General features: G+C 73.0%; 14 protein-coding genes. 5 read left to right on the top strand and 9 right to left on the bottom strand.

The window, feature by feature from the left end:
- The first annotated feature begins 23 nt into the window (after positions 1-23).
- Complete coding sequence (locus ACAX67_RS00150) at positions 24-842, top strand: DUF4097 family beta strand repeat-containing protein (RefSeq protein WP_370701784.1); 819 nt, start codon at positions 24-26, stop codon at positions 840-842.
- 127 nt (positions 843-969) lie between these two features.
- Positions 970-1,104: a hypothetical protein gene (locus tag ACAX67_RS00145; RefSeq protein ID WP_370701783.1), complete on the top strand. Its 135-nt coding sequence runs from the start codon at positions 970-972 to the stop codon at positions 1,102-1,104.
- Here ACAX67_RS00145 and treZ read toward each other — a convergent pair.
- Genes treZ through glgX form a run of 3 tightly spaced genes read right to left on the bottom strand, consistent with a single transcriptional unit; the run spans position 1,058 to position 7,358 of the window.
- Positions 1,058-2,818 (bottom strand): malto-oligosyltrehalose trehalohydrolase, encoded by a 1,761-nt coding sequence (treZ, locus tag ACAX67_RS00140; RefSeq protein WP_370701782.1) that lies wholly within the window; start codon positions 2,816-2,818, stop codon positions 1,058-1,060. The two genes, ACAX67_RS00145 and treZ, sit on opposite strands and share 47 nt — an antisense overlap.
- Positions 2,815-5,166 (bottom strand): malto-oligosyltrehalose synthase, encoded by a 2,352-nt coding sequence (gene treY, locus ACAX67_RS00135; protein WP_370701781.1) that lies wholly within the window; start codon positions 5,164-5,166, stop codon positions 2,815-2,817. The genes treZ and treY overlap by 4 nt, the downstream gene beginning before the upstream one ends.
- Entirely contained in the window at positions 5,163-7,358 is a 2,196-nt protein-coding gene (gene glgX, locus ACAX67_RS00130) for a glycogen debranching protein GlgX (protein ID WP_370703621.1), read from the bottom strand. Before glgX ends, treY begins: the two co-directional genes overlap by 4 nt.
- A gap of 156 nt (positions 7,359-7,514) precedes the next feature.
- Here glgX and ACAX67_RS00125 point away from each other — a divergent pair, with 156 nt between their 5' ends.
- Complete coding sequence (locus ACAX67_RS00125) at positions 7,515-9,410, top strand: CocE/NonD family hydrolase (protein WP_370701780.1); 1,896 nt, start codon at positions 7,515-7,517, stop codon at positions 9,408-9,410.
- Here ACAX67_RS00125 and ACAX67_RS00120 read toward each other — a convergent pair.
- The 6 genes from ACAX67_RS00120 to dcd all read right to left on the bottom strand — a co-directional run bounded on the left by ACAX67_RS00120 (position 9,407) and on the right by dcd (position 14,962).
- Entirely contained in the window at positions 9,407-10,378 is a 972-nt protein-coding gene (locus ACAX67_RS00120; RefSeq protein WP_370701779.1) for a siderophore-interacting protein, read from the bottom strand. The two genes, ACAX67_RS00125 and ACAX67_RS00120, sit on opposite strands and share 4 nt — an antisense overlap.
- Entirely contained in the window at positions 10,375-11,211 is an 837-nt protein-coding gene (locus tag ACAX67_RS00115; protein ID WP_370701778.1) for an ABC transporter ATP-binding protein, read from the bottom strand. The genes ACAX67_RS00120 and ACAX67_RS00115 overlap by 4 nt, the downstream gene beginning before the upstream one ends.
- Positions 11,208-12,263, bottom strand: coding sequence for a FecCD family ABC transporter permease (locus ACAX67_RS00110; RefSeq protein WP_370701777.1), 1,056 nt, complete (start codon positions 12,261-12,263; stop codon positions 11,208-11,210). The genes ACAX67_RS00115 and ACAX67_RS00110 overlap by 4 nt, the downstream gene beginning before the upstream one ends.
- Positions 12,260-13,258, bottom strand: coding sequence for a FecCD family ABC transporter permease (locus ACAX67_RS00105; RefSeq protein ID WP_370701776.1), 999 nt, complete (start codon positions 13,256-13,258; stop codon positions 12,260-12,262). Before ACAX67_RS00105 ends, ACAX67_RS00110 begins: the two co-directional genes overlap by 4 nt.
- Positions 13,245-14,291, bottom strand: a complete 1,047-nt coding sequence (locus tag ACAX67_RS00100) for an ABC transporter substrate-binding protein (RefSeq protein WP_370701775.1) — start codon at positions 14,289-14,291, stop codon at positions 13,245-13,247. Before ACAX67_RS00100 ends, ACAX67_RS00105 begins: the two co-directional genes overlap by 14 nt.
- 95 nt (positions 14,292-14,386) lie before the next feature.
- Positions 14,387-14,962 (bottom strand): dCTP deaminase, encoded by a 576-nt coding sequence (dcd, locus tag ACAX67_RS00095; RefSeq protein WP_370701774.1) that lies wholly within the window; start codon positions 14,960-14,962, stop codon positions 14,387-14,389.
- 70 nt (positions 14,963-15,032) lie between these two features.
- Between dcd and ACAX67_RS00090 the strand changes: the two genes are divergently transcribed.
- Both ACAX67_RS00090 and ACAX67_RS00085 read left to right on the top strand, forming a co-directional pair.
- Entirely contained in the window at positions 15,033-15,794 is a 762-nt protein-coding gene (locus ACAX67_RS00090) for an SGNH/GDSL hydrolase family protein (RefSeq protein WP_370701773.1), read from the top strand.
- A gap of 90 nt (positions 15,795-15,884) precedes the next feature.
- Positions 15,885-17,435, top strand: coding sequence for a hypothetical protein (locus ACAX67_RS00085; protein WP_370701772.1), 1,551 nt, complete (start codon positions 15,885-15,887; stop codon positions 17,433-17,435).
- Positions 17,436-17,448 lie beyond the last annotated feature (13 nt).

The following is a 17,448-nucleotide window of genomic DNA, read 5'->3' as shown; positions in this document are numbered from 1 at the left end:
CCACCCTCTCGAGGAGCACCGCCATGCCCGAGCAGACCTTCCAGACGCCCGAACCGATCCAGCTGCACGTCGAGAACGGCAGCGGCCACATCGCCGTCAGCGCGGCCGACGTGCGCACCACCGAGGTGCGGGTCGAGGGCCGTAACGCCGACCAGGTCGAGGTGCACCACGACCGCGACCGGGTCAGCGTCATCGCCCCGAAGTCGCGCGGGCTCTTCGGCGACCAGAAGCTCGCGATGGACATCGTCGTGCCGGCCGGCAGCTCGGTCGTGCTCCGCGGCGGCAGCGCCGACATCCGGGTCACCGGGTCGGTCGGCGAGGCGTCGGTGAAGTCCGGCTCGGGTGACGTCAGCGTCGAGCAGATCGCGGGTGCGGGGTCGATCGACACCGGGTCCGGCGACGTGTCGTTGCGCGGGGTCGAGGGCGACCTGCGGATCCGCAGCGGATCCGGCGACGTCAACGCGGAGCACCTCGCCGGGACCACGACGATCTCGACCGGCTCCGGCGACATCCGGATCGCCCGCTCCGGGGGCCCGGTCCTGGTGAAGACCGGCTCGGGCGACCTCGACGTCGAGCGTGCCGAGACCGACGTGACGATGACGACCGGCTCCGGCGACGTCGTCGTGCGCCATGCGGCGCGCGGTCGGATCACCAGCAAGGGCGCCTCGGGCGACGTGCGGATCGGCGTGCCGGCCGGCACCCCGGTCTGGACCGACCTCACCACCTTGAGCGGCGCCGTGCGCTCCGGTGTGGAGGGTGTCGGTGAGCCCGAGCCGGGTGCCGACTACGTCGAGATCCGGGCCACCACGGTCTCCGGCGACATCCACCTGGTTCCTGCCTGAGAGCAGGTCCGGGGCCGTCCGCCGGCGGCCACCGCAAGCACGATCAGGCCAGGGTCACTGTCGGTGGCCGATGGTTGAGTAGCAGCAGTCGAAGAAGCTCCGAGCCCCCCGAGAGGAGGTACCGACCATGATCGAACCGACGTCCACGCTCCGCGTCCGTCAGGAGATCGCCGAGCGCCTCGTCCGCGCCGACCGGCACCGGGCCGCATCCCGGATCAAGTCCGGGCGCCGGGCTCGCCGTGCGGGCCTGGAGTTCCTCTGACCACCAGCACTCCCGCCCCCGGCGGGACCTCGACAGCCTCGGCCTCCACGGAGACCGGGGCTGTCGTGCTGAACAGCAGTTCGGTCGCCGGCACCGCCCAGGCACTGTCCCCGAGGTTCACGTGGATCGCGAGCCGGCCCCGGTCGAGGGTCACCCGACGGGCCTCCTCGTCGATGTCCGCCCGCCCGAAGGTGGGCTCGGTGAGCTCGGCGTGCTCCTGGCGCAGCGCTCCTAGCCGGCGATAGCCCGCCAGCACCTCCGCGTGGCGGCCGGTCGTCGCCTCGTCCCAGCGCAACCTGCTGCTCTCGAAGGTCGCCGGGTCCTGCGGGTCGAGGACCTGCTCGGGGTCCCACCCCATCTGCTCGAACTCCGCGAGCCGGCCCTCGGCCGTCGCCTTCGCGAGCTCGGGCTCCGGATGGGAGGTGAAGAACGCGAACGGACTGCTCGCGGCCCACTCCTCGCCCTGGAAGAGCATCGGGGTGAAGGGCGACGCGAGGGTGAGCAGTGCCCCGCAGAGCAGCCGGCTGGTGTCGAGGAGCTCGGCGGTCCGGTCGCCTCGCGCGCGGTTGCCGACCTGGTCGTGGTTCTGGGCGCAGACGACGAGCCGCCAGGCCGGCACCCGGTCGGTGTCGATCGGCCGGCCGTGGTCGCGCCCGCGGAAGGACGACCAGGTGCCGTCGTGGAAGAACCCGCGGTCGAGGACCTTGCCGAGTGCGGCCAGGGGGGCGAAGTCGGCGTAGTAGCCGCTCGTCTCGCCGGTGAGTGCCACGTGCACGGCGTGGTGGAAGTCGTCGCTCCACTGCGCGTCGAGACCGAGGCCCCCGTCCTCGCGCGGGGTCACCATGCGGGCGTCGTTGAGGTCCGACTCCGCGATCAGGGTCAGCGGCCGGTCGAGCTCCGTGGAGAGCGCCTCGACCTCGACGGCGAGCTCCTCGAGGAGGTGGGTCTCGGACTCGTCGACGAGCGCGTGCACTGCGTCGAGCCGCAGCCCGTCGACGTGGAAGTCGCGCAGCCACATCAGCGCGTTGTCGAGGATGAGCCGCCGTACCTCCGGCGAGCCCTCCCCGTCGAGGTTGACGAGGTCGCCCCAGGTGTTGCGGCCGTCCTTGAGGTAGGGACCGAACCGCGGCAGGTAGTTGCCGGACGGTCCGAAGTGGTTGTAGACGACGTCCTGGATCACTCCGATGCCCGCGCGGTGGCAGGCGTCGACGAGCCGCTGGTAGGCGGCCGGCCCGCCGTACGGCTCGTGCACCGCCGACCACAGCACGCCGTCGTAGCCCCAACCGTGGGTGCCGTTGAAGGCGTTGACGGGCATCAGCTCGACGAACCCGACGCCGAGCGCGGCCAGGTGGTCGAGCCGCTCGGCCACGGCGTCGAGGGTGCCCTCCGGCGTGAAGGTCCCGACGTGGAGCTCGTAGATCGTCGTGCCGGCGAGCGCGCGTCCGGTCCATTCCTGGTCCTGCCAGGCATGAGCGGCGGGGTCGTAGGTCGCCGAGCGCTCGTGGACCCCGTCGGGCTGGCGGAGCGAGCGCGGGTCGGGGAGGGGCGTCGGGTCGTCGTCGAGGAGATAGCCGTACGACGTCCCGGCGGCCACCGTGCCGAGGTCGTCCTCGGTCGCCCACCAGCCGCGGCCGGTAGGCACCATCGTGACGACCTCGGCGCCGAGGCTGAGCCGGACCCGGTCCGGACGCGGCGCCCACACCTCGAACCTCACGCGTCCTCCTTCAGGAGCAGCGCGACGGGCAGCGTGTCGAGGAGCGAGCCGACGTCGCCCGCCGCCGGGCGGTCGGTCAGCAGGTCGCGCCAGGTGCCCGAGGGCAGGTCCAGGCGGGTGTCCCGCCACCCACCGCCCTCGACCAGGCCGAGCGGCAGCCGGGTGCCGACGGCGACCACGCCGCCGCGGTCGAGGGCGAGCACGTGACCGGCGGCCGAGCCGGAGGCGGGCACCGGCTCGTAGCGCACGAACAGCTCGGGCCGGTAGCGGCGCAGGCGCAGGGCGGTCCGCACGAGGTGCAGCTTCGCGGCACCCACGTCGTCGATCGACGTCGGCCGGGCCGGGGTCCCGCCCGCCTCGACCAGCGCCTCGCGCCGGCCGTAGTCGACGGGCCGGCGGTTGTCGGGGTCGACCAGGCTGAGCTCCCACAGCTCGCTGCCCTGGTAGACGTCGGGCACGCCCGGCACGGTCAGGCTGAGCAGCTTCGCCGTGAGGGCGTTGCTCCAGCCCGGGGCCGCCAGTCGCGCCGCGACCCGGTCGAGGACCGCGGTGACCGCCGGGTCGTCGTACGCCGCGTCGACGAGTGCGTGCACGCCCTTCTCGTACGTCGGGTCGGGGTCGGTCCAGGAGGTCCGGTCGCCGGCCTCGCGCATCGCCTTCTCGGCGTAGGCGTGCAGGCGCTCGCGCGAGAGCGGCCAGGCGCCGACGGCGGCCTGCCACAGCAGGTTGGCGAAGCCGGGGTCGGGAGCGGGGGCGGCCTCGAGGAGCGCGTCCATCGCCTCCGCCCAGCCGGCGGGGTCCTCCGCGAGCACGGCGAGGCGCGCCCGGACGTCCTCGGACCGCTTGGTGTCGTGGGTGGTGAGCGTCGTCATCGCCGCCGGGGCGAGGAGTTGGCGCCGGGCCATCGCCGCGTGGAAGTCGTCGGGGTGGAGCGAGAAGTGGTCGGGGTCGGCGCCGACCTCGTTGAGCGACGACAGCCGGCTCCAGCGGTAGAACGCCCGGTCCTCGACGCCCTTGGCCATCACCATCCCGCTGGTCTGCTGGAACCGGAGGGCCGGGGCGCGCAGCCGGTCCGACAGCAGCGGTACGACGAGGTCCAGCGACTCCGCGAGGTCGGGCCGCTCGCGGCGCGCGGTCTCCGCCGCCTGCTCGAGGTGGGCGACGCCGTCGGGGAGGTAGCTGCGGTAGACCGGGAACGCGGCCAGCAGCTCCACCAGCGCGGCCTCCACGCCCGCCCGCCACGCCTCGTCGGGCGCGACGTCGAGCTCGCGCGCCAGCTCACGGGCGATCCGTCGTACCTCCGCGTTGAGGATGGTCCGGGCCACCTCGCGCTTGTTGGTGTGCACCAGGTCGCTCCACGGCGGCACCCCGCCGCGGAGCCGGGCGTCGAGCTCGCCGAGCGGACCCGCCCCGGCGGGATCGACGAGCACGCGGTCGACGAGGCCGAGCACGTCGTAGCCGGTGGTGCCGGCGGTGCGCCAGCGGGCGGGCAGCTCCTCGCCCGGCTCGAGGATCTTCTCGACGACCACCCAGCCCGAGCCGGTCAGTGCGGCGAGGTCGTCGAGGTACGCAGCGGGGTGGCGCAGCCCGTCCGGGTGGTCGACGCGTAGGCCGTCGACCCAGCCCTCGCGCAGCCACCGGGCGATCTCGTCGTGGGTGTCCTCGAAGACGTCGCGGTCCTCGATCCGCACACCAGCGAGGGTGTTCACCGCGAAGAACCGCCGGTAGTTGAGGTGCTGGTCCGCGGCCCGCCAGCCGACGAGCCGGTAGTGCTGCCGCTCGTGCACCAGCTGGGGGTCGTCGGTGCCCTCGGCGCTGCCGGGTGCCAGCGGGAACCGGTGCTCGTGGTAGCCGAGCATCCCGTCGACGAGGTGCAGGTTGCGGATCGGTCCGCCCTCGGTGGTGAGGTCGTCGTCGCCGACCAGGGGTACGACGACCTTCCCGTCGGCCGCGTCCCAGTCGATGTCGAAGTAGTGCGCGTAGCGCGACGCGCGCCCGTGCGCGAGCACGTCCCACCACCACCGGTTGGCGGACGGGGCCTCGATGCCGACGTGGTTGGGCACCACGTCGACGACCACGCCCATCCCGCGCCGGTGCGCCTCGTTGGCCAGCCGGGCCAGGGCGTCCCGGCCACCGCGGGCCGGGTCGACGCGGCTCGGGTCGACGACGTCGTACCCGTGGTCGCTGCCGGGGTGCGCCTCCAGCAGCGGGGAGAGGTAGAGCCAGCCGACGCCGAGGTCGTCGAGGTAGGGCAGCACCTCCAGCGCCGCGTCGAGGTCGAAGTCGGCGTTGATCTGCAGGCGGTAGGTGCTCGTCGGCACCCGCGCGGGGATGCGCTCGGCGGTCATGCGTCGCCCGAGCTGCCGGCGTCGCCCGACTCCGCCATCGAGGCCACCGAGGCGGCCGGGCTCACGTCCACCTCCGGGTCCTCCCCGTGCCACTGCTGCAGCACGACGACGCTGCGGTGCGGCAGCTCGAACGTGCTGCCGGCGTCGACCGGCTTCTCGGTGTCGCAGCTGCCGGTGGTGTCGACAGCGACGAGCCAGCGCTCGCCGTACTCCTGCTCGGGGAGGGTCACCGTCGCCGCGTCGCCGCTGTTGAAGAGCAGCAGGAAGTGGTCGTCGCGGATCCGCTGGCCGCGGCGGTCGCGGCCGGCGATGCCGCCGCCGTTGAGGTACATGCCCAGGGTGCGCAGCCCGCTCTCCCAGTCGCCGTCCTCCATCGGACGGCCCTCGGGGTGCAGCCAGACGATGTCGTTGAGCCCGCCCTCGGCCTTGCGCACCGACGTGCCGGTGAAGAAGCGCTGGCGCCGCAGCGACGGGTGCTCGCGGCGCAGCCGCGCGAGCTCGGCGACGAACTCGGTGAGCGGCCGGTCGACCCGCTCCCAGTCGATCCAGCTGAGCGCGGAGTCCTGGGCGTAGGTGTTGTTGTTGCCGTCCTGGGTGCGGCCGAGCTCGTCCCCGTGCAGCACCATCGGGACGCCCTGGCTCAGCAGCAACGTGGCCAGCAGGTTGCGCTGGTCCTGCGCGCGCGCCTGGTTGATGCCGGGGTCGTCGGTCGCGCCCTCGACGCCGTGGTTCCACGACCGGTTGTCGTCGGCACCGTCGCGGCCGTCCTCGCCGTTGGCCTCGTTGTGCTTGCTCTCGTAGGAGACCAGGTCGCGCAGGGTGAAGCCGTCGTGGGCGGTGACGAAGTTGATGCTCGCCACCGGGCGGCGCCCGGAGTGCTCGTAGAGGTCGGAGGAGCCGGCGATCCGGCTGGCGAACTCTCCGAGGTTGGCGGCGCCGCGCCAGAAGTCGCGGACGGTGTCGCGGTAGGCGCCGTTCCACTCGGTCCACTGCGGCGGGAAGTTGCCGACCTGGTAGCCGCCCGGGCCGACGTCCCACGGCTCGGCGATCAGCTTCACCTGGCTGACGATCGGGTCCTGCTGCACCAGCTCGAAGAACGCCGCGAGCCGGTCGACCTCGTAGAACTCGCGGGCCAGTGTCGAGGCGAGGTCGAAGCGGAACCCGTCGACGTGCATCTCGGTCACCCAGTAGCGCAGCGAGTCCATGATCAGCTGCAAGGAGTGCGGGTGGCCGACGTTGAGCGAGTTGCCGGTGCCGGTGTAGTCCATGTAGTACTGCCGGTCGTCGTCGACGAGCTGGTAGTACGCCGGGTTGTCGATGCCCTTGAAGCTGAGCGTCGGCCCGAGGTGGTTGCCCTCGGCGGTGTGGTTGTAGACCACGTCGAGGATGACCTCCATGCCGGCGGCGTGGAGGGTCCGGACCATCGACTTGAACTCCTGGACCTGGTGACCGGCCAGGGCCGAGCTCGTGTAGCCGTCGTGCGGCGCGAAGAAGCCGATGGTGTTGTAGCCCCAGTAGTTGCGCAGCCCGCGCTGCAGCAGCACGTCGTCGTGCACGAACTGGTGCACCGGCATCAGCTCGACGGCGGTCACGCCGAGCTTCTGGAGGTGCTCGATGACCGACTCGTGGGCGAGCCCGGCGTAGGTGCCCCGCAGCGCCTCGGGCACGTCGGGGTGGGTCGCGGTGAGACCCTTGACGTGCGCCTCGTAGATGACCGACTCGGCGTACGGCGTCCCCGGCGGCCGGTCGCCCTCCCAGTCGAAGTAGGGGTTGATCACGACGCCCAGGAGCGTCGCGTCGAGGGAGTCCTCGTCGTTGCGCGAGCCCTCGTCGCCGAAGTCGTAGCCGAAGAGCGACTGCTGCCAGTCGATCTCGCCGCGCGTCGCCTTGGCGTAGGGGTCGAGCAGCAGCTTGTTGGGGTTGCAGCGCAGCCCCTGTGCCGGGTCCCACGGGCCGTGGACGCGGTAGCCGTAGGCCTGTCCGGGCTGGACCTCGGGGAGGTAGGCGTGCCAGACGAAGCCGTCGACCTCGGTGAGCTCGACGCGGGTCTCCTTGCGGGTGCCGCCGTCGTCGTCGACGTCGATCAGGCACAGCTCGACGCGCTCGGCGACCTCGCTGAAGAGTGCGAAGTTCGTGCCACTGCCGTCGAACGTCGCTCCGAGCGGGTAGGCCGCTCCCGGCCAGGTCTCCACCACGCGTTGGTCCTCCCTCAGGTCCGTACCGGCGCCGCGGCGGCGCCCGAACAGGTGAGATACCCCAAATGTCGTCGAGCACAGGGTCTGTGACGCGTCCGATAACCAGGCACCTGACTTGTCGTTGACCAGGGGGAACCGCCTCGAGGGAGCCCCATGAACCAGCGCCTGCGCAGTCGCACCCTGCTCGCCGTCGTCGCCACCGCCGCTTCCGCGGTCGTCGCGACCGGCCTCACCGCACCGACCTCGAGCGCCGCCCCGTCGGCGGCGCCGACCGTGGCACCCGCGAGTGCACCGACGAGCGGGTGGATCCCACGGCCGGAGGACTACCCGGGCACGGTCAAGACCACCGACCTGAAGATCCCGATGGACGACGGGGTCGTGCTGCGCGGCGACCTGATCCAGCCGGCCGACGCGAGCGGGGCGGCTGTCGACCGGCGGCTGCCGGTCATCGTGATGATCACGGCCTACAACAAGTCGGTGATCGCCGGCGGTGGCGGCGGGCTGGCGGGTCCCGGGCCGTCGTACCTGGTCCAGCGCGGCTACAACTACCTGGTCGTCGACGCGCGGGGCACCGGCAGCTCCGGGGGCAGCTGGGGTGCCTTCAGCGCGCGGGAGAACAAGGACTCCGGCGAGGTCGTCGCCTGGGCGCACGACCAGGCGTGGAGCAACGGCAAGGTCGGTATGGCGGGCGCGTCCTACATGGGGATCAGCCAGCTGATGGCCGCCGGCCACCACCCGCCCGGCCTGAAGGCGATCTTCCCGCAGGTCCCGGGCGCCGACGTCTACCGCGACATCGTCGCCTCGGGAGGCCAGCTCGACGTCGGCTTCATGCCCCTGTGGCTCGACCTGGTCAACGGCGCGGCGCTGGTCCCGCCGGCCTACGTCGGCAGTGACCCGACCGCCGCGCTCGGCGTGCTCCTCGACCACCTCGTGGGCGGCGGCTCCTTCACCCTCACCCTCGCGTTGCAGGCCCTGCTGGGCCAGGACCCGATGTACGACGGGCCCTTCTACCGCGAGCGGTCGGCGATCTCCTACCTCGACGACGTCACGGTGCCGACCTTCCTGATCGGCGGCGAGTACGACCTGTTCCAGCGCGGCACGCCACTCGTCTTCGAGAAGCTCCAGCAGAACGGCGCTCCGGTGAAGATGATCATCGGCCCGTGGGACCACCTGCAGGGCTCGTCGGGCGCGCTCGTGGCCGACGCCGGGTACGGCACCACCGAGGAGCTGCAGCTGCGCTGGTTCGACCACTGGATCAAGGGCATGGACACCAGGCTCGGGGAGATCCCGCCCGTGACCTACTACGAGCAGGGCGCCGACCGCTGGGTGAAGCGGCCCCGCTGGATCGCCGACGACCTGCACGCGCGCAGCTATGCGCTGTCCGGCTCGTCCGCGATGGGCGGGCGGGCCGGTGGGCTCACGACCGGCACCCCGGCCGCGGGCACGTCGACGCTGCTGCCGCTGCCCGTCTCGGGCCTGTGCACCCGGTCGGCCAACCAGTGGACCGCCGGCGTCATGAACGCGATCTGGCCGGACAACCCGTGCTTCACGAACAACGCGCTCAACGACTACTCCGGGCTGACCTTCGAGACCACGCCGGTGACCCGGCCGGTCCGGATGCAGGGGCCGATCAACGCGCACCTCTTCGTGTCGACGACCGCCGGCGACGGGATGCTCTCGGTCGTCGTCGAGGACGTCGCGCCCGACGGCTCGGTGCACCGGATCACCGGCGGCTGGCAGGTGATCTCCCAGCGCAAGCTGGTGCCCGCGCAGTCGCGGTACCTCGACGGCCGGCTGATTCAGCCCTGGCACCCGTTCACCAAGGCGGCCCGCACGCCACTGGCGCCGGGCACCATCGCGCCCGTCGACGTCGAGGTCTTCCCGACCGGCGCGATGATCGCGCGCGGCCACCGGCTCCGGGTCACCGTGCAGGGCTACGACGTCCCGCACCTGCTCGCGCCGGTCCCCGACCTCCCGGGGCAAGCCCTGCCGATCAAGGTCTACACCGGTCCCGACCACCCCTCGGTCTTGACCCTCCCCGTCCGCTAGGACCGCATGGCGACGCCCTCGCGCCAGTAGCCCATGAAGGCGACCTGGGCCCGGTCGACGCCGAGGTCGCTGACGAGCCGGCGTCGGAGGCCGGTCACGACCTTGGACTCGCCGGCGATCCAGGCGTAGAGGCCGGCGTACGGGCTGTCGCCCGTGGGGACCTGGGTGTAGGGCGCGACCTGCTCGCCGGAGGAGGAGTGGACCGGGGTCTCCCAGAGGTCGGGGTCGATCTCCGCGTCGTCGACCGCCGGCGCCTGCTCGGCGCTGCCCGTGAGCCAGGCGACGACCGCCGCGTGGAGGGACGCGCCGCGGGGTGCGTCACCGCGGGGCAGCCAGGTGACCTCGACGCCGGTGGGGGCGAGGACGTCGCGCTGGATGTCGCCCGCGGCCGGCACCTCCACGAACGCGGCGCCCACGGCGTCCGCCGGCAGGTCACGAAGGATGCCGCGGACCGCGGGCAGGGCCGTCTCGTCGCCGGCGAGCAGCAGCCGGCTGGCGTCGCCGGGTGACCACTCGATGCCGCCGAACGCGTGGCCGCGGCGGGGGGCGGCCACCACGATGCGGTCGCCGGGTGCGGCGCGCAGGGCCCACTCGTTGCCGGGCCCGGTGTGCTCGCGGGGGTCGTGCACGACGATGTCCACCACGATCCGGGTCCCGGCCCCCGAGCGGACCAGGTCCCGGATCGTGTAGGTCCTGATGGAGCCGCGCTGGTCCTCGGGGATCGCCAGCCAGGTGTCCCACCACGACGCGTCGGCTCCGGAGAGGTCGGGCAGCGCGCCGGTGCTGCTGGGGAAGACGATCTTCATCCGCTGGTCGAGCAGCGGCCCGTCGGTGCCGCAGTCGGCGAGGGCCGGGCCGGCCAGCTCGACGCGGACGTACGACGGCGACACCCGCGAGGCGCTGTGCACCTCGACCTCGTCGAGGACCATGGGCAGGCTCGCGGCGTGCTCGTCGGTCGTCGTGGTCATGGGCGCAGTGCTCCTTCGGGCTCGGGGACGGGAGGGTGGTGGCGGCCCGCGGGGAGCACCAGCGGGGTGAGGGAGACGGGGTCGGTGACGACCCGGTTGGTGAGCCCGAAGACGTCGCGCACGACCTCCTCGGTGACGACGTCGCGGGGGGCGCCCTCCGCGACGACCCGCCCGGCCTTCATCGCGACCAGGTGGTCGGCATAGCGCGCGGCCAGGTTGAGCTCGTGGAGCACCATCACGATGGTGGTGCCACGGCTGCGGTTGAGGTCGGTCAGGAGGTCGAGCATGTCGACCTGGTGCGCCAGGTCGAGGTACGTCGTCGGCTCGTCGAGGAGCAGGACGTCGGTCTCCTGCGCGAGGGCCATCGCCACCCACACCCGCTGCCGCTGGCCGCCGGACAGCTCGTCCACCGGCCGGTCCGCGAGGTCGAGGGTGCCCGTCGCGACCAGCGCCTCGGTCACCGCGCGCTCGTCGTCGCTGGTCCAGCGTCCGAGCAGACCCTGGTGGGGGTGCCGGCCGCGGCCCACGAGGTCCACGACGGTGATGCCGTCGGGGGTGACCGGCTGCTGGGGGAGCAGTCCGAGCACCTTCGCCAGCTCCCGGGTGGAGCGGTGGTGGACGGCCTCGCCGTCGAGGAGCACCGCGCCGGAGTGCGGTCGCAGCAGGCGCGCCATGCCGCGCAGGAGCGTCGACTTGCCGCACGCGTTCGCACCCACGATCACGGTGACCCGGCCGTCGGGGACCGCCAGGTCGAGACCCTCGACGACGACGCGCTCGCCGTAGCCGATGGTGACGTCGGCGGCGACGAGCCGCGCCGGTCGGACGGTGGTCACGAGGCGCTCCTGGAGGACGTGCCGCGCGTCAGCAGCCACAGCATGAACGGCGCGCCGCACGCGCCGGTCAGCACGCCGACCGGCACCGTGACGTCGCCGATCAGGTAGTGGCCGACGAAGTCGGCGGAGAGGACGAGGACGACGCCGACGAGCGCGGCGCCGGTGATGGTGGGCCGGCCCCCGTTGAGGGCACGTGCGGTCGGGCCTGCCATGAAGGCGACGAACGCGATCGGCCCGCTGGCCGCGACCGCCACGGCGACGAGCAGCACCGCCACGAGGAGCAGCAGGTCGGGCGTGTGACGGCGGGCCCCGAGCCCGGTCGCGAGGTCGTTGCCGAGCTGGGTGATCCGCAGGCCTCGCGCCAGCAGGGCGAGCAGCGGGAGGAGGACCGCGGTGGCGATCGCGACGGCGCGGACGGTCGACCAGTCCGAGGCGTGCAGGCTGCCGGCGAGCCACTGCAGGGCGACCTGCACGTCCCAGATCGCCGCCCGGCTGAGCAGGTACTGGATGAACGACGCCAGCGCGGCCGTCACCGCGACGCCGACCAGGACGATCCGGTGCGAGCCGACGGAGCCGCCGGCCGCCCGGATCAGCACGGCGACCGCCACGGCGCCGGCGATCGCCGCGACCGACACGGGTGTGCCCCGCAACCCGAGGGTGACGACCGCGACGACGGCCGCCGTGCTCGCGCCCCAGGTGACGCCGACGACGTCGGGGCTCGCGAGCGGGTTGCGCAGCGTGGTCTGGAAGACCGCGCCGCCCGCGCCGAAGGACACACCGACCAGCACGCCGAGAACCGCGCGCGGCAGCTTGGACTCCATCAGGAGGTACGTCGCCACCGGCAGCTGCTCGCCCAGGAGGATCCGGAAGAAGTCGGGGACCGTGTAGGTGTAGTCGCCGAGCAGCACGTTGACGGCGAACGCGGCGACGGCCAGCGCGGTCAGGCCAACGACCACACCGAGGTGGCGGCGGCGAGGGCCGCGACGCGCGCGGCGGACGGTCTCGACGGCCGTGACCGGCGGCGGGGCGGCCTCGACGGGTGGGGCGCTCACAGCGCGACCCCCCGTCCGCGCGCGACGACCCAGACGAGGACGGGCACGCCGATCACCGTGGCCATCACGCCGACCTGGACCTCCGCCGGGGGCAGGACCACGCGGCCGAGGGTGTCGGCGAGCACGACCAGCGCGCCGCCGTACGCCGCACTGAGGGGGAGGACGCGTCGGTGGTCACCCCCGACCAGGCGGCGGACGGCGTGGGGGACGACGAGGCCGATGAAGGCGATGGGGCCGGCGACGGCCGTGCCGGTGCCCGCGAGCAGCACGACCGCGAGACCGACGAGGGCGCGGTCGACGGCGGTACGACGGCCGAGCCCCCGCGCCAGGTCGTCGCCGAGCGCCAGCGTGTTGAGCGCGCCGGCCATCGCCAGCGCGAGGACGGCGCCGACGACGAGCGGTGCCGCGACCGTCAGCAGCACGCCGGTGTCGCGGCCGGCGACGGTGCCGACCTGCCAGCGCCGGATCTGCTCGACGGCCTCGCGGTCCAGCAGGAGGACGCCGGTCGTCCAGCTCGAGAGGCCGGCGGTGAGTGCCGCACCGGCGATCGTCAGCTTCGCCGGGGTCGCGCCCTCGCGGCCGACGCTGGCGACCGCGTGCACCACGACCGCCGCGAGGGCGGCGCCGAGGAAGCCGTACCAGAGGTACTGCCCGAGGCTGTGCGCGCCGAGGTAGGCGATGGCCGTCGCCATCGCGAAGGCAGCCCCGGCGTTGACACCGAGCAGCCCCGGGTCGGCCAGCGGGTTGCGGGTGAGGCCCTGCATGCACGCGCCGGCCAGGGCGAAGGCGGCGCCGACCGCGAGCCCGAGGAGCGTGCGCTCCCAGCGCTTGACGAGCACCGCGTGGTCGACGTGGCCCGGGTCGAGCAGAGCGGCCGGCGAGACCCACGTCGACCCCACGAGGACCGAGACGGCGATGACGGCGGCGAGCGACGCGAGCATGAGCGCGACGCCCGCCGGCACCACCGCGGGCCGGGTGAGCTCAGGAACCGTCACCGTCGACCGCTGCAGCCACGTGGGGGATGTAGTTCTCCATCGCGTAGGGGAGGGAGAGCGCGGACGGGGCCGACATCGGGAGCGAGGCGACGTGGTCGGTCGAGGCGTACCAGTGGCCCGACGCGATCGCGGGGACCTGCGAGAGCAGCGGGTCGGTCTCGATCGTCTCGATGTCGGCCTCCGACTCGGCGTCGGTCAGCAGCACGTCGGCCTCGACGTCCTTGGCCCGCTCGGCGGAGATCGTGGTGTAGAAGACGCCGGGCTCGGACACCTCGTCGACGATGGCGGGCGTCACCGCACCGAGCTGCGCGAGGAGGACCGGGCGGTTCTCCTCGGCACTGTAGATGCCGATCTGCGAGGTGTCGGCGGGGTTGAGGTAGGTGTAGGCGATCGTGGCGCCGTCGAGCTGCGGGTACTTCGCCGCGGTGTCGGCGATGACCTGCTCGGTGTCGGCGACCACCCGGTCGGCCACCGCCGTGCGGCCGAGCGCCCGGCCCGCCAGCTCCAGCGACTGCTGCCACGTGGTGAACCACATGTCGCCCGGGTAGGCGACCACGGGGATGCCGGCCTTCGTGAGCTTGTCGAAGTCCTGCTGGGTGAGGCCCGAGTTGGTGCCGAGCACCAGGTCGGGCTCGAGCGCGATGATCTCGTCGACCGGGATGCCGTCGGTGGTGTCGAGCCGCTCGGGAGCCCGGGCGCCGTCGATCTCGGCGAGCGCGTCGTCGAACCAGACGGTCGACCCCCCGGCCGTGCCGCCCCAGGTGATCTTCTCCGAGGCGATCGGGACGACCCCGAGGGAGAGGGCCACGTCGGAGTCGGCGTAGCCGACGGTGACGACGCGCTCGGGTGCGTCCTCGATGACCGCGTCACCGAGGGCCGACTCGACGGTCACGGGGAAGGCGTCGGCCTCCGCGCTGGTCGTTGCGGTCGGCGCGGCCACGTCGGACGACGCCGAGCCCGTGCTGCAGGCGGCCAGGAACGGGAGGCAGGCGAGGGCGAGCGCCGTACGGCGGTGGGCGGTGCGGTGGGTCACGAGGGTCCTTCGGGAGCTGGAGTGCGAACCCGGGGACCGTACTAAGGTAAGGCTTACCTATGCAAGCGGAGTGAGGCGGCTCACGCCGCCCGCCGTCAGATCTGCGTGCGGTGGAAGTTGAGGTAGGACCGCGACGGCGTCGGGCCGCGCTGTCCCTGGTAGCGCGAGCCGTACTTCGCCGAGCCGTAGGGGTGCTCCGAGGGCGAGGTCAGCCGGAAGAAGCAGAACTGGCCGATCTTCATGCCGGGATAGAGCTTGATCGGGAGCGTCGCCACGTTGGCCAGCTCGAGCGTCACGTGCCCGGAGAAACCCGGGTCGACGAAGCCGGCCGTGGCGTGGGTGAGCAGCCCGAGCCGGCCCAGCGACGACTTGCCCTCGACGCGGGCCGCGACGTCGTCGGGCAGCGAGACGACCTCGTACGTCGAGCCGAGCACGAACTCGCCCGGGTGCAGGATGAACGGGTCGTCGCCCTCGGGCTCCACGACGCGGGTCAGGTCGGACTGGTCCGCGGCGGGGTCGATGTGGGGGTACTTGTGGTTCTCGAAGACCCGGAAGTAGCGGTCGAGCCGCACGTCGATCGACGAGGGTTGCAGCATCGCCGGGTCGTAGGGATCCATCGCGATCCGTCCGGCGTCGATCTCGGCAACGATGTCGCGGTCGCTCAGCAGCACGCAGGCACCCTACCCAGTTCGGGTCGTGGGCGGTCGCCGGTCCGCGAGTGCCCGCGCGCACAATGGTGGGGTGAGCTTCCACCGGTACGTCGCGCTCGGCGACTCCTTCACCGAAGGGGTCGGCGACGCCGACCCGACCCGGCCCAACGGCTGGCGTGGCTGGGCCGACCGCGTCGCGGAGGTGCTGGCGACCAGGTCGCCCGACTTCGGCTACGCCAACCTCGCGATCCGCGGCCGCAAGCTGCCCGCGATCATCGACGAGCAGGTCGATGCGGCCGTCGCCCTCGAGCCCGACCTCGTCACCATCCACGGCGGCGGCAACGACGTGCTCCGGCCCAAGGTCGACCTCGACGGGCTCGCGGCGTCGTACGACGAAGCGGTCGGCCGGCTCGCCGCCTCCGGCGCGCACGTCGTGATGTTCACGATCGCCGACCCGGGCCTCAACCCGGTCATCAAGGTGATCCGCGGGCGCACCGCCATCTTCAACGAGTGGGTGCGCGAGATCGCCGAGAACCGGGGCGCCACCGTGGTCGACATGTGGCGGATGCGCGACTGGAAGGTCAGCGAGGTGATGGACGACGACCGTCTGCACCTCAACCCGGTCGGCCACAACGCCATCGCGATGGCCGTCCTCGACACGCTCGGCGTGCCGCACGACCTGGCCCCGCTCGCGGTCCCGGCCGCGCCGGTGCTCGCCCGGCGCGCGCAGCGCCAGGCCGACCTCGCGTGGGCGCGTGCCCACCTCGTGCCGTGGGTGCAGCGCCGCATCACCGGTCGGTCCTCCGGCGACGGCGTGCTGCCGAAGCGGCCGGGCCTCACGCCGATCCGGTAGGTCGTCCCATTCGTCCGTCGGGCGGTGGTCGGCCGGGTTAGTGTCGGTCGGTCCCGACCGTCTCGGCACTGTCACCTCCAGGAGCGCCCCGTGCACCGGATCCTGCGCACAGCGGCGGCGCTCGCGCTCGCTGTCCTGGTGCTGCCGTGCGGTGCGGCGCGATCGGCGGCGCCGGCCTCGCTCGTCCCGGGCGGCTACTGCGGCTACGCGGGTCAGGCCGGCATCGACACCTTCCGGTGGACGGGCGCCGTCGACGACGAGTGGGGCAACCCGCTCAACTGGACGAAGAACGGCGTCGCCCTGACCGTGGGCCAGCCGGCTCCTGGCGGCGACGGCAGGGAGCAGCCCAACGACCTGTCCGGCTACCCGGTCGTCAACACCAGCCGCAACCGAGACTACGTCTGCGTCCCGCCGGGCTCCACGGTCCACCTCGGCGGCGACGACGAGTGGAACGTCCGCATCCAGGCCTTCGACGTGGTCGGCACCCCGAGCCAGCCGACGTCGGTCCACGTGGACTTCGGCGCGAACCTGCGAGTCTTCGGCGCGCAGTCGTCGCGACCGTCCGTGCTCCGGCAGAACGTGACGACGCTGCTCAACGGCGGCCTCGGCGGGCCGGGGCGCATCGAGCTGCGCGGGACGATCCAGGCGCGGAGCAACGAGAGCTTCGCTCCCGGCTTCCTCACCCGCCGCTGCAACACCGAGGCCACCGCGTGCCAGACCGCCGCGACGGCGCGCGGCCTCCTGGTGGTCGCGAACTCCGGCAAGCTCCTCGTCGACGTGCTCGGGATGAACATCCTCGACTACTACCGGGTCGAGGTGCACGGCCTCGTGCGGCTGAGCAACCAGGGCTACATCGCCGCCGACCACGGCACCCGCTTCGAGCTCGCGCCGGCCACGGACGGCGGCAGCGGTGTCGGCACGCTGCAGCTGGCCAACGACGGCGGCTACTACGAGGGCGCGACCCCACCTGCCGGCGATGGCCTGTCGAGGTTCGTCAACGACGGTCTGGTCCTGAAGTCCGCCGGTGCCGGGACGTCGGTCATCTCGGCCGACTACAGCGCGACCGCCTCCTCGAGCACGCGCGTCGCCGCGGGGACCGTCGTCCTCCCCGACGGCGCCGTGCGACCGGCCACGGTCGGTGCCGGGAAGCGCTACGGCACCGCCACCTGCGTGTACGACGGCACCTACTCGTGCGCGACCGTCACCGATCCCGGGGTCGACGTCCAGGCGGCGACGCTGCGGGTGCCCGCCGCGGACACCGACGGCGCCTCGGTGACCGTCAGCGAGTACACGGGCAGCGACCCCTTCCTCCCCGCGGGCGCCGTCGGCAACCCGGTGACGCTCCACGCCACCCAGCTCACCGCCTCGGCCACGGCGCCGGCCGTGATCGAGCTGCGCTACGACGGGTCGCTGCTCGCGGCACAGACGCCGGCCACGATGGACATCGGGCGGCTGCCGACGGGCGGGACGTCGTACTCCTGGCTGGCGACGTGCCTCACCAACGGCACGCCGCCCGGCGCGGCCCTCGCGTGCGTCGACCGCCGCGGGCTCGCCACCAGCAGCCGGTGGGCCGCCGACGACCCGGACGACCTGGTCATGGTGGTGCGCACCCGCGCGACCAGCAGGTGGGTCGGCCGGTAGCGATCAGGTAGCA

It is taken from the genome of Nocardioides candidus, assembly GCF_041321175.1.
Lineage (GTDB): Bacteria > Actinomycetota > Actinomycetes > Propionibacteriales > Nocardioidaceae > Nocardioides.
The sequence above is the reverse complement of the archived record's forward strand: the minus strand, read 5'-3'. Positions and strand labels throughout refer to the sequence as shown.